Below are 12,929 nucleotides of genomic sequence, written 5' to 3' on the forward strand. Positions count from 1 at the left end.
TACTCAGAAATCGCACGACACCTGTAGGCGGCAAACCAAGTAGTCGGCGGCGGTCCGCGAGTGCTGCAGGTGATGAATAGCGAGCGAAGCAGGAATCCCCTACTCCGCAGCCAACTTTCTGAGTTCGTCGCGTCCGCTGATGTTTAGCTTGGCGTAGCTGCGGTACAGGTGGCCTTCAACGGTCCGGACCGAGACCTGCAGCTCCGCGGCGATTTGCTTGTCGCTCAGGCCGCGGACTGCCAGCGCCACGATGTCCCGTTCCCGGCGGGTCAGGAGCCCCAGAGTGTCGTCCGGACCGGATGCTTCCTGCCCGGAGAGGCTCTCGGCACGATCGCGGCAGCGCTGCCGCTGCGACACTGCCATCCGCTCCCGCAGCGTGTCGCCGGCGTCGTGGTAGGCGCTGGCCGCGGCACCGTACGCCAAGGCAGCGAAGCCCCAAAGCTCGGCTTCTTCACAGTTCTTGGCGGCATCGAGCAACTGCGCGGGCTGCTCTGTGCGGAGCGCCTCCGCGTAGCCGCAGACGGCTGAGGCCCGGCGTCCTTCCAGCAACGGCTGGAGCTCCCGGAGCCGCGCGGCGGCGTCCGTATCGCCAAGGGCCAGCCGGAAGAACAGCGCGTCGAACTCCAGCCCTGGGGTGTTCCCGGGGCCGTCGGGGGTGGCCAGTCGTTCCAGTTCCTCCGAAGCGCGCGGGTGGCCGCCCAGCCTGGCCTTGCCGTACACCACGGCCATCTCGGAGAGCGTCCGCAGGTACCGGGAGACAGCGGGCCGGGCGGCTTCGTAGTCCGCCAGCAATCCCGCGGCCTTTTCCGTGGCGCCGATTTCTGCGGCGGCGGCGAAGGCCATCGCCGCCGTCACGGAAAACAGCTGCTGGGGGTCGGCGACGCGCAGGGCCTCAAGCCCCGCACGCAACGTCCGTTTGGCCTCCGCCGCCCTGCCCTGGTAGAGCAAAATGATGCCGGTGGCCGCGTGCACGCCTCCGCCGAAGGAGATCAGGCTCGGTCCGAAAGACGCCACGAACCCGCCCATCAGGTTTTCCGCCGCCTTCCAGTCCCCCGCATGGATAACGGCTGTGACGGCGCGGACCACCAGGAAGTCGGTGAGGAAATACAGCTCGTCATGGTCGGCCCCGGCTGCCTCCAGGGCTGCCGCCGCCGCCGCGTAGGCGCCGTCCGCTTTGCCCTGGACCAGCAGCTGCTCCGATTCGAGCGCCAGCCTGAAGGCCCTGTCCAGCCTGTCGGCCGGGAGCCGGTCACCGCCGCGGCCGGAAACTTCGCCGACGGTGCCCGTGTCCTGGGCGCCCGCGGTCTCAGCCCCGCCGCCATCGCCGGCCATGGCCAGGACCATGCTGCGGATGATCCGCACCCGGTCCCGGGTCGCGGCAAGAATGTCATCGGCATCGCCGGGGTTCTCAGCGGCCAGCCGCTCGCCGGCGCGCAGCAACGCGTCAGTGCGAGCGATGATGTCGGCCGGGGAATGGCCCAGTGCTGACAGGACCGCGGCCCACAGCAGGGACCCGGTAAGCAGGCTCGCCACCGTGCGTCCCTGGGCAAAATCCGCCTCGAGGATTTCCCGGGCAGCCTGATGGTTCGAGGTGTTGTAGTGCGTCCTTGCTATCACGGACCGCGCGGCCATCTGCAGCTCCGGGTCCTTGACCTGGGAGGCGGCCTTGCGGGCCAGTTCGTCCTCGAAGAGCCTGCTGGCCAGCACCGCCGCCCGGAGCAGCTGCCGGTCCTCGACCTCGACGCCGCATTCCAGCGACCAGCTCACGTGGCGGAGCAGCCCCTCGGCCGACGCCGGTTCCCGGTCCATCAGCCGCAGCAGGCTTTGCCGGAGCTGGAGGCTGCGGGCAGGGGAGATCAGGTTGCGGAGAGTGTCGCCATAGACCGAATGCCACAACCGCAGTTCAGGCTCGGGTGCGTCCGAGACCCGGAGCAGTTCCTCTTCGATCAGCGCCGCGACGGTGGACTCGTCCACGATGGCTTCGATCAGGCTCCGGGACACCGGCTCGGCGAGCGCGACGAGGTTCAGGGCCTTGCGCTCTTCGGCTGAGCGCTGGAGGAGCTGGCGGCGGACGACGTCGGTCAGCCGTTCGCCGTGGCTGTTCAGCTGGCGGCTGAGTAGCCACACGCCGTTGCGCTGCAGCAGCGTCCCGTCGCTTCTTGCGTCGTCGACCAGGCAGCTCAGCAGCAGCGGATTGCCGGCGGACGCCTCCCAGAGCACCTCGGCAACGTTGGGCAGGACCTGGGGACCCAGTTGCTGCGCCAGGATTTCGGCCGTTTGATCCCGCGTGAGCGGGCGCAGGTCGTGACGGTCGGCAATGCCCTCGAACCAGAGCTGCAGGAGCGGCTCCGGCAGGCCGGGCCGGGCCGCCGCACTGACGAGCAGTTTTGCCCAGCCGGCGGCGGCGAGCTCCACCAGCACACCCGCCGTCGCCTCATCCAGGTCGTGGGCGTCGTCGACAATCAACAGGAGGGGTTTCTGGGTAGCCCGCCGCTGGCCTTCCAGGTAGCTCCAGAAGATCCGCAGCACAGCCAGCTGGGAGGTGGCCTCTTCGACGGGCAGCTCTACGATGAACGGCGCAAGCACACCGTACGGCACGTGGCTCAGGGCCGGGCTGCCGTGCAGGCGCACCGGAGTCACCTCGCCGTCGAGCCGGGCCGCTACGGTCTCCATCAGCGTTGACTTGCCGATCCCGTGGTCTCCCAGCAGCAGCACCGCCGCCCGCGTTCCCTGCAGGGCTTCCACCGCGGAACTCACGTCCTCGGAGCGGCCGGTGAGGACGCGGCCCTCCCCCTCGACGCTGGCCTCCGCCCGCGTCCTAGATGAGGCCAAGCAGATCACTCCGCGAGGACACCCCGAGTTTCGTGAATACCTGGTACAAGTGCCCCTCCACCGTTCGAACCGAAATACCCATGTCCTGGGCGATGTCCTTGTTGGAAACTCCATTCCCTGCGAGGGCCGCGATTTGCCGCTCGCGATCGGTCAGCAGGGGTCCCTTGGTCCGCGGCAAGATCGGCAGCGCCGGCACCGATTCGGACAGGACCTCCAGCATGTTGTGCGCCGCGGTCGCGTTCCCTGCGAGCCCGGCCGCCTTGGCAAAGTCGAATGCGAGGGCAGCGCACCTGGCCTGGACGGCGTCGAGCTCCAAGGCTGCGGCCTGTCCGGCGGCTTCGAGCATGACGACGGCGTCCTTCTTCCGGCTGCCTATGGCCACCAACCGGGACAGCTCCGCCAGGGGACCCTGCCGGTGCGCCGCGATTTCTTCCATGAACTGGAAGTCTTTAACGCTGCCGTTGACCGTGGCGCCCAGCATGCAAATCCCGGCCAGCGTGTAGCGGCCGCTTCTGAAGTGCCGCTCCGCGGCAGCAACCAGCCGATCCTTCGCCCCCGGATCGCCGAGCCAACGGGAGGCCATATCCATGCAGAATTCAGCCGAGCTGCTGACCACGAATCGTGCCGGCCCGTCGGCCGAGCGGGCGCGATCCAGATAGACGGTGGCCTGCACGGAGTTGCCCATCTGCGCGTAGGCGAAGGCCGTGGCGGCGTAGGCCTGCCGCAGCGCATGCAGGCTGGTCCTGACTTCGAGCTGCGCGATGGCAGCCAGCAGCGGGTCCAGGGCCATGTGGCCCCGGCCCGCGTACACGTAGGCGAGCCCGACGGCGAGGTCGGTGGCCGCGCTGCCCGAATGCAGGCCGTGGCCGGCCCGCCCGCTGGCGTCCTTGAGCATGTCGATGCTTTGCCGCCACTGGCCGGAAAGCAGCAGGACGTTGAACGCCCGCCAGGCAAAGTTCTCACGGATCCGCGGAACGTTGGACCAATCGCTCAGCTTCCCGCCGATCTCGCGCATCAGCTGGCGGGCCTCGAGCTCTTTGCCCGTCACGCACAGTGCTTCCATCAGGATGATCGAGGCGCGGAGCCGGTGCACGGGCACCAGCGTGTCGGCGTCGGCGGTCGTGGCGGCGGCACGGAGCCGGTCCATCATCGGCTCATAGTCGCCGATGAAGGACAGGTAGTTGAACTCGCACAGGTCCAGGCACAGGCCGGCGCGCGCCAGTGCTTCCTCACCGGCAGGCGAGTCGTCCTGGCGGAATTCCTGCAGCCGCAGCCGCGCCTGCCGGATCAGCTCCGGCACCTTTCCGCTGCGGTCCTCCAACCACGCCATGCAGTCGGCCTGGGCCGCGACCAGTTCGGCGAAGGCCTCCGGCTCGAGCCCCCTGATCTGCGCCTCGGAAACGTCATCGAGGGCTGACATGGCCTGCAGCGGAAGCCCCAGCTGCAGGTACGCGGCGGCTTTCTGAAGCTGGCCCGCCGGCCATTCACTGTCGCCGGAGCTGATGCTGCCGGCGCACTTGAGCGCGAACTTCGGATCGAAGAGGCGGACGGCGGCCTGCGCTGCCGCGAGCGCGTGGGCGGGCGCCAGCTCGGCATGGCAGTCGTGCGTCCAGGCGGCGTAGGCCAGCAGGTCCTCAACGGTCAGTTCCGCCAGCTCGTTTTCCTGGTGGCCCGGAACCTTGTCGCGGAGCTCCAGCCGGCGCTCAACGCTCAGCCAGTTCCGCACGATGTCGCCAAGGTAGCGGTCCCCGAGCGTCACCAAGTGCTGGTCGGTGCGGTCGACGACGATCTGTCCCGCGTCCTCCATGTCCGCAATGAGTCCCGGTCCATACATGCGCGCTAGCCGGGACAGGGACATGCACCGTGCGCAGGAAAGCACCTCGATCACTTCCCGCGCCGCAGGCGATTCCCTGGCGTAGCGTGCCCTGACAATATCCTCCAGGGCCGTCTTCCCGTCCAGCACCACCTCGTCCACCAGTGTCCAGACGGAGCCGGCCAGCACCAGGTTGCCCCGTTCGATCTGCTCCGAGACGACTGCCTGCAGCAGCGCGGGGCTGCCGCCGACGAGTTCGTGCATCTGGCTTGCCAGGGCGGTCGACACCCGGTGCCCGAGCGCGGCCTGGAGCACTTCGCGGGTTTCGATCTCGGTCATGCTTTCGAGCCGGACCTCGGCCAGCTGTCCGGAGGTGATCAGCCAGTAGAAGTCGGGCGGCAGGTCGGTGGCGCGCGGCGCGGTGGCGACAAGCCGGGCCGTTCCGGTCTGCAGCAGGTTCAGCAGGACGCCGGTGCTTTGTTCGTCGAGGGACCCCGCGTTGTCCAGCAGGATCACGCACTTCCGGCCCGCGGCGTCGTTGCGGATCAGTGAGGTGATCCCGTGCAGGATCGCGGTGGGCGATCCGAGGGCGCTCTGCGGGAGCCGGGCCAGGGTGAACGCCAGGCAGCCGTAGGGCGTGGCGGAGCCGGATCCGGACGTTCGCAACTGGAGGGTGTAGACATCGGGACCGAAACCGGTGAGGGCACTGCGTCCGACAAGCGATTTACCGACGCCCCGGTCTCCCGTGATCACCACGCCCATGCTGCCGGGCGCGGTGAGGGCGTTCCGCACACGTTCGGCGTCGGCGCCGCGTGCCAGACCCGACCACGCGTGTCTGTTCACCGGCCCCGCAGGCCGTTGAACTTCAGCCGGTGCCAATGCAGTGGAAACATTCCCCCAGCCCAGTGAATCCCTCGACATGTAGTTTCCTTCGTACCGCTCTGCGGACGGCAAACCTGGATCCGTCCGCCTAGAAGGTAGCGTAACTCTATCCCCCGACAAGTAGACAGAGCATAACGGCAAGCCGGGACACTTGGGAAGGAAAACCGGCATGTGAGACGCCGCGGATGGCGTCGGCACAGTGCCGCCGGGGTTGCATCGCGGCGCGGCTGCGGCGCTTACTGGGCTTTTGCCGGGTGGAACTTTTGTTGCGCGGACTGGAGTCCGTCGCGGATGAGCGCCTCGACGGCGTCGGCCGCCGCGTCGATCAGGAACGGAAGCTCCTTCTTCTCCGGCGCGGCGAAGTCCCGCAGCACGAAGTCGGCGGTGTCCATCCGTCCCGGTGGCCGGCCCACCCCCACCCGGACCCGCAGGTAATCCTTCGTGGCCAGCGCCTTGGAGATGTCGCGGAGGCCGTTGTGGCCGCCCTCGCCGCCGCCGATCTTGAGCTTGATGGTATTGAAGGGAATGTCGATTTCGTCGTGGACGGCGATGACGCGGTCCGGGTCGACGTCGTAGAACTTCGCCAGCGCGGACACCGGACCGCCGGAGACGTTCATGTAGCTCATCGGCTTTGCCAGTACCACCCGGGGGCCACCGATGCCCAGCCGTCCTTCCAGGACCTGGGCGCGCGATTTGTGCGACTTGAAGCCGCCGCCGACCCGGTGCGCCAGTTCGTCGAGCACCATTTGGCCGACGTTGTGCCGGTTGTGGGCGTACTCGGAACCCGGATTGCCGAGGCCTACGATCAGCCAGGTGTCAGACATGGATCCATCCTTCGGGGAGGCGTGGGGCGGGGCGGAGGCGGAAACGACGGCGGCCGGGCCCCGTAGGGACCCGGCCACCTGAGAATACGCCGTAATTACTCGGCAGCAGCCTCGGAGGACTCTTCGGCTTCCGCGCCTTCGGCAGCAGCAGCCTCTTCCGTGGTCTCTTCTTCCTCGACAGGGATCTCGACGGCTTCGGAGACGTTGACAACCAGGGCGTCGGCGTCGGCCAGCAGCAGGGTTCCCTTCGGCAGCACCAGGTCGGACGCGAGGACGTGCTCGCCGGCAGCGCGGCCTTCAACGCTGACCTCGATGGCGGTCGGCAGGTGGGTGGCCTCGGCCTCGAGCGAGACGGTGGTCATTTCGAGGTTGTGGACGTTGCCGGGGGCAACCTCACCGGTGACGTGCACGGGGACGTCGACGGTGACCTTCTCGCCCTTGCGGACGGTCAGCAGGTCGAGGTGCTCGATGATCTGCTTGATCGGGTTGCGCTGGATGTCCTTGACCAGGGCCAGGTGCTCTTCGCCGTTAATGTCCAGGGACAGCAGGGCGTTGGCGGTGCGGACGGCCAGGGTGGTGGCCTTGGCCGGCAGGGTGATGTGGATCGGCTCGGCGCCGTGGCCGTAGATGACGGCCGGGATCTGGTTGGCCATGCGGGCGCGGCGGGCAAAGCCCTTGCCGAATTCGGTGCGTACTTCTGCTGCGAGCTTCTGCTCAGACATGGGTGTCTCCTCTAGGACTAGCGGTGTTCAGCAAGGGCGGAGGTCTGTCAGCGACCTTCAACGCCGGGCGGCCGGGCCGCCCTTCCGAAGGGAGATTCAGACCCAGTCGATAACGGAGACCAGCATTCCGGCTGTTCCAGCCGGCGCTCTCCCTCGCCAAGGTATCGGAACGAGTTTAGCAGTGCCGGGCCCCGTCGCGAAAACGGGGCCCGGCAGGGCGGTTGCTAGGCGTTGCCGTCGAACAGGCTGGTGACGGAGCCGTCGTCGAACACTTCGCGGATGGCCCGGGCGATCAGCGGTGCGATGGAGAGCACGGTGAGCTGCGGGAAGTGCTTGTTCGCGGAGATCGGCAGGGTGTTGGTGACCACCACTTCGCGGGCGCCGGACTCGGCCAGGCGCTGCGAGGCAGGATCGGAGAACACGGCGTGCGTCGCCGCGATGATAACGTCCTTGGCGCCGGCGTTCTTGAGCACCTGGACGGCGCCGGAAATGGTTCCGCCGGTGTCGATCATGTCGTCGATCAGGACGCAGGTGCGGCCTTCGATCTGTCCCACCACGGTCTTGGAGACAGCTTGGTTGGGCACCGTGAGGTCGCGGCTCTTGTGCACGAAGGCCAGCGGCGCGCCGCCGAGGCGTTCGGCCCACTGTTCGGCGACGCGGACGCGGCCGGTGTCCGGGGACACGACGGTGATGTTGTCCGAGCCCACCCGGGTACGGATGTAGTCGGCAAGGAGCGGGATCGCCATGAGGTGGTCCACGGGGCCGTCGAAGAAGCCCTGGATCTGCGAGGTGTGGAGGTCCACGCTCATGATGCGGTCGGCGCCGGCGGTCTTGTAGAGATCGGCGACCAGGCGGGCGGAGATCGGCTCGCGGCCGCGGCCCTTCTTGTCCTGGCGGGCGTACGGATAGAACGGCGAGACCACGGTGATGCGCTTGGCGGAGGCCCGCTTGAGCGAATCGATCATGATCAGCTGCTCCATGAGCCAGTTGTTCAGCGGCGCCGGGTGCGCCTGGATGACGAAGGCGTCGGTGCCGCGGACGCTTTCGCCGGCCCGGACGTAGATCTCGCCGTTGGCGAAGTCGTAAGCGTCCAGGGGCAACAGCTCGGTGCCCAGCTCCTTGGCGATCTCGCGCGCCAGCTCCGGGTGTGCGCGCCCGGCGGCGAGCACCAGCTTCTTCTCCCCGTGTGCCGTAATTTCGCTCATGTTTGCTAGCCCTCTTCTGTCGATGCCGAAGTACTGGAAGATGATGAGGTGGCGCCGGCGGCCTCGGCCAGCGTGGCGGAAATGGAGCCCGGGCGGTGCGAAACGACCCAGCCCTCGGAGTTGCGCTGCTTGGCCAGGGACAAGGCGAGGGCGCCGGCGGGCACATCGTTGCGGATCACGGCGCCCGCGCCGCTGTAGGCGCCGTCGCCGACCTGGACCGGAGCCACGAAGACCGTGTTGGAGCCGGTGCGGACGCCGGAGCCGATCACCGTGCGGTGCTTCTTCTCGCCGTCGTAGTTGGCCGTGATGTTGCCGCAACCGATGTTGGTGTCCTCGCCGATCTCCGCGTCGCCGGCGTAGCCGAGGTGGGAGAGCTTCGAGCCGCGGCCGATGGTGACGTTCTTGGTCTCGTAGAAGGCGCCGATCTTGCCGGTCTCGCCCAGGACCGTGCCGGGGCGCAGGTAGGTGAAGGGGCCGACGCTGGACCGGGCGCCGATCGTGGAGCCGGAGCCGTGGGTGCGGATAACCTTGGCGCCCTCCCCCACCTGTACATCGGTAAGCGTGGTGTCCGGGCCGACGACGGCGTCGCGCGCCACGGTGGTGGCGCCGTGCAGCTGGGTGTTGGGCAGCAGGCGGACGTCCTCGTCGAGGGTCACGGTGGCGTCGATCCAGGTGGTGGCCGGGTCGACGACGGTGACGCCGGCACGCATCCAGGCCTCGACGATGCGCCGGTTGTGTTCGGCGCCGAGGGCGGAGAGCTGGACGCGGTCGTTAGCGCCCTCCACCTGCCAGCGGTCCTCGGTCACGACAGCGGCCACGCGGCCTCCGGCGGCACGGGCCAGGGAAAGGACGTCGGTGAGGTACTTCTCGCCTTGGGCGTTGTCCGTGGTGACGTGGACCAGGGCGTCCCGCAGCACGCCGGCGTCGAAGGCGTAGATACCGGAGTTGATCTCGCGGATTTCGCGTTCGGCGTCGCTGGCGTCCTTGTGTTCGCGGATGCCGGTCACGGTGCCGTCAGCGCCGCGGAGGATGCGGCCGTAGCCGGTGGCGTCGTCCAGGACGGCGGTCAGGACTGTGACGGCGTTGCCGTCCGCCTCGTGCACGGCCACCAGCTCGGACAGCAGTTCGCCGGTGAGCAGGGGGACGTCGCCGTAGGTCACGACGACCGTGCCGCTCAGCCGGGCTTCGGGGTGGAGGGCGTCGAGGGCCTCGAGGGCGGCCTCGACGGCGCGGCCGGTCCCGGGAACGTCGTCCTGGTCCACGATCAGGGCGTGCGGATCGATTTCGGCGATGTGGCCGGCGACGAGGTCGCGTTCGTGGCGGACCACGAGGGCCAGTTCACGCGGCCGGATGGCGCGGGCGGCATGGAGGGCGTGGCCAACGAGGGAGCGGCCACCAATCTCATGGAGGATTTTGGGGGTACGGGATTTCATCCGGGTACCGGCACCTGCAGCTAGGACAATGACGGCGGCGGGGCCGGTGTTCTCGGGGCTCACGTACGGGCTCTCCTTGCTCAGTGGCCTGACTCAGTGCCGCTGCTCGGTCGATCTCGGTTGACCCGGGGCGACAGCCAGGTGGTCTACCTTGTTGCCGGCTCCGCGCGGCCGTGCCGGACCGCATTCCGGTCGCGGCGTGCTCTTCATCCTACTGGACTACCGCCGGCCCCCGCCCGCCCGGACTGCTTGCTCCGGCCGCGGGAGCCCGCGAGAGTTCCGCCCATAGGACTCGAACCTATACTCCACGGCTCCAAAGGCCGGGGTGCTGCCATTACACCAGAGCGGACCATGCCACGGCAGCGAGCCGGTGGCACAAGAGACAATTCTGCCACGAAGGATGTTGCTCGTGCGACCCGGCCCCCGGGGACGGGCAGCGGGGTAAGGCATGATGGTGCTGTGAGCAACAGCGCAGGGGTGTCCGGAGGGGCGGACCACCGCACCGGCAGGCCGGTGCGGTCTCCCGGCTACACCCCGAGGCCGCGAATGACCGGGCCGCAGCGCCGCACCCAGCTGATCGGCATCGGCCGAGGCCTATTCGCCCTCCGCGGCCTGGACGGCACCACCCTCGAAGAGATTGCCGCCGCTGCCGGCGTTTCCAAACCGGTGATTTACGAGCACTTCGGCTCCAAGGAAGGCCTGTACACCCAGGTCGTGGCGTACGAATTCCGGATCCTGCTCAATTCCATCAACGAGGCGCTCTCCGAGGACGCCAAGCCGCGCGTCCTGGTTGAGCGGGCGGCCCTGGCGCTGCTGGGCTACATCGAGGACCGGACGGACGGCTTCCGCATCCTGATGCGGGACGCCCCGCCGTCGCAGCCCGAGGGCGCGTTCTCCACCCTGCTCTCCCAAGTGACGGCGCGCGTGGAGTACATCCTGGCCGACGAGTTCGCCCGCCGCGGCTTCAGCGCCGCCGACGGCGCCATGTACGCCCAGATGCTGGTCGGCATGGTCGCGATGACAGGCCAGTGGTGGCAGGACAGCCGCACCCCGGACAAGCGCGAAGTCGCCGCGCACCTCGTGAACCTGGCCTGGAACGGCCTCACCGGACTGCGCAAGGAACCTGAGCTCCGCAGCGAGGACTAAGTCTGCCCGTGCGCGCTTGCCACAGCCCCAAGGTGCCCGTCCTAGCCGGAGGCGGTCCTTCCGAAAGGAGCGCATCGCGGCGCATCGGGGTCCGGAGGTCGCCCAGCGACCGGAGGGCTCCGATGCGCTGTGTCTAAGCGACGTGGAAGGGCCGACTCCGGCACCCAACCCAGCCACCGCGAAGGCCTACTCGCCGAGGACCTCGAGGGCTTCAAGCCATTCGAGTTCGAGGGCCTCGCGTTCTCCGGCGAGTTCCTGGAGCTTGGCGTTCAGGGCGGCCAGCTCGTCGAACTTGGAGGCGTCACCTGCTCCGGCGGTCATCTGGGCGTGGATCTTGTCTTCCTGCTGCTTGAGCTTGCCCAGCTGGCGGTCGATCCGGTTCTTCGCCTTGCGGGCGTCCCGCTTTTCGGCCTCGGACGGCCCGGCTGCTGCAGGGGCCGAGCTGCCGCCGGCGGCCGTGACGGGGTTGCCGCCGCCGGTGATGGTGGAGCCGGCCAGGGCCGCCTCGCGCAACTCCAGGTACTGGTCCACGCCACGCGGGAGGGCGCGGATCTTGCCGTCGCCCAGGAGCGCCATCTGGTGGTCCGTGACGCGTTCCAGCAGGTAGCGGTCGTGGCTGACCACTACCAGCGTGCCCGGCCAGCCGTCCAGCACGTCTTCGACGGCGGCAAGGGTGTCGGTGTCGAGGTCGTTGGTGGGCTCGTCGAGCATCAGCACGTTGGGCTCCCCCACCAGGAGGCGCAGCAGCTGGAGGCGGCGGCGCTCCCCGCCGGAGAGGTCCTTGACCGGGGTCCACTGCTTCTCATTGGTGAAGCCGAGCTGCTCCACGAGCTGGCCGGCGGTGAATTCCTTGCCGCCGACATTGAAGGAGCGCTTCTCGCGCTCGATCACCTCAATGACCCGCAGGTCCTTGACGTCGTCGAGCTCCTTGACCTCCTGGCTCAGGACTGCGGTCACGACCGTCTTGCCGCGCTTGACCTTCCCGGACGTCGGCTCGATCTCGCCGTTGAGGAGCTTCAGCAGGGTGGTCTTGCCGGCGCCGTTGACGCCCACCAGGCCCAGCCGCTCGCCGGGGGCAAGCCGGAGCGTGATGTTGTCGAAGAGCTTCTGGCCGGCGTCCCCGCCAAGGAAGTCGAGCGAGACGTTCTCGAGGTCCAGGACATCCTTGCCGAGCCGGGCGGTGGCCATCTTGCTCAAAGCCGTCGAGTCACGCGGTTCCGGGACGTCGGCGATCAGGGCGTTGGCCGCCTCGATCCGGAATTTGGGCTTGGCGGTGCGGGCCGGAGCGCCGCGCCGCAGCCAGGCGAGTTCCTTCTTGACCAGCTGCTGCCGCTTGCTTTCGACGACGGCGGCCGTCCGGTCGCGTTCGGCGCGGGCCAGCACGTAGGCGGCGTAGCCGCCCTCGAACGGGTCCATGATGCCGTCGTGGATTTCCCAGGTCTTGTTGCAGACCTCGTCGAGGAACCAGCGGTCGTGGGTGACGACGAGGAAGGCGCCCTGGTTGGCCCGCCAGCGCGTTTTCAGGTGCCGGGCCAGCCACGCGACGCCTTCGACGTCGAGGTGGTTGGTGGGCTCGTCGAGCATGATGACGTCGTGGTCCTCGATCAGGAGCTTGGCCAGCGCGACGCGGCGCTTCTGGCCGCCGGAAAGGGCGTGGACGTTGGCGTGCCAGTCGACGTCGGACACCAGGCCGCCCATAATTTCGCGGATCCGGGGATTGCGGGCCCATTCGTAGTCGGCCTGGTCGCCGACAATCGCAGCGCCGACCGTGAGGTCGCCGTCGAGCACGTCGCTCTGGTCGAGGTAGCCGATGTTGACGTCGCCGCGCTTGGTCACCCGGCCGGAGTCCGGGGTGGAGCGCATGGCCAGCAGCCGCATCAGGGTTGATTTGCCGTCGCCGTTGCGGCCCACCATGCCGATCCGGTCACCCTCTTCAAGGCCGAGGGTGATGCCGTCAAGGACGGTGCGGGTTGCATACGAGACCGTGAGGTTCTCGCCGCCGAGCAGGTGTGCCACTGGGAACTGCTTTCCTAGATGAAATGGTCAAACTGGAGACGCGGCCGAGCTCACGT

General features: G+C 68.4%; 8 protein-coding genes and 1 tRNA gene. 1 reads left to right on the top strand and 8 read right to left on the bottom strand.

All coding sequences use genetic code 11. The features are described from left to right. Positions 1-99: 99 nt before the first annotated feature. The 7 genes from AC1DK9_RS09385 to AC1DK9_RS09415 form a co-directional block, all read right to left on the bottom strand. Positions 100-2,832, bottom strand: a complete 2,733-nt coding sequence (locus tag AC1DK9_RS09385; protein WP_476915743.1) for a helix-turn-helix transcriptional regulator — start codon at positions 2,830-2,832, stop codon at positions 100-102. Further along, positions 2,819-5,566, bottom strand: a complete 2,748-nt coding sequence (locus AC1DK9_RS09390; RefSeq protein WP_476915744.1) for a helix-turn-helix transcriptional regulator — start codon at positions 5,564-5,566, stop codon at positions 2,819-2,821. Before AC1DK9_RS09390 ends, AC1DK9_RS09385 begins: the two co-directional genes overlap by 14 nt. 197 nt (positions 5,567-5,763) lie before the next feature. Beyond that, positions 5,764-6,351, bottom strand: coding sequence for an aminoacyl-tRNA hydrolase (pth, locus tag AC1DK9_RS09395; RefSeq protein WP_476861773.1), 588 nt, complete (start codon positions 6,349-6,351; stop codon positions 5,764-5,766). A 95-nt stretch (positions 6,352-6,446) separates the two neighbouring features. Beyond that, positions 6,447-7,073, bottom strand: coding sequence for a 50S ribosomal protein L25/general stress protein Ctc (locus AC1DK9_RS09400; RefSeq protein ID WP_476861774.1), 627 nt, complete (start codon positions 7,071-7,073; stop codon positions 6,447-6,449). A gap of 224 nt (positions 7,074-7,297) precedes the next feature. Next, positions 7,298-8,278 carry a ribose-phosphate diphosphokinase gene (locus AC1DK9_RS09405; protein WP_138769945.1) on the bottom strand — a complete coding sequence of 327 codons (981 nt, stop codon included), beginning with the start codon at positions 8,276-8,278 and terminating at the stop codon, positions 7,298-7,300. A gap of 5 nt (positions 8,279-8,283) precedes the next feature. Next, positions 8,284-9,774, bottom strand: a complete 1,491-nt coding sequence (gene glmU / locus AC1DK9_RS09410; protein ID WP_476915745.1) for a bifunctional UDP-N-acetylglucosamine diphosphorylase/glucosamine-1-phosphate N-acetyltransferase GlmU — start codon at positions 9,772-9,774, stop codon at positions 8,284-8,286. A 214-nt stretch (positions 9,775-9,988) separates the two neighbouring features. Further along, positions 9,989-10,060: transfer RNA gene (locus tag AC1DK9_RS09415), tRNA-Gln, on the bottom strand. A 197-nt stretch (positions 10,061-10,257) separates the two neighbouring features. Here AC1DK9_RS09415 and AC1DK9_RS09420 point away from each other — a divergent pair. Then, positions 10,258-10,857: a TetR/AcrR family transcriptional regulator gene (locus AC1DK9_RS09420; protein ID WP_476861902.1), complete on the top strand. Its 600-nt coding sequence runs from the start codon at positions 10,258-10,260 to the stop codon at positions 10,855-10,857. Between the two features lie 186 nt (positions 10,858-11,043). On the opposite strand, the gene AC1DK9_RS09425 is transcribed toward AC1DK9_RS09420, so the two are convergent. After that, positions 11,044-12,873, bottom strand: coding sequence for an ABC-F family ATP-binding cassette domain-containing protein (locus AC1DK9_RS09425; RefSeq protein ID WP_476861776.1), 1,830 nt, complete (start codon positions 12,871-12,873; stop codon positions 11,044-11,046). Between the last annotated feature and the right edge of the window lie 56 nt (positions 12,874-12,929).

The organism is Arthrobacter sp. 01T414 (assembly GCF_056398965.1).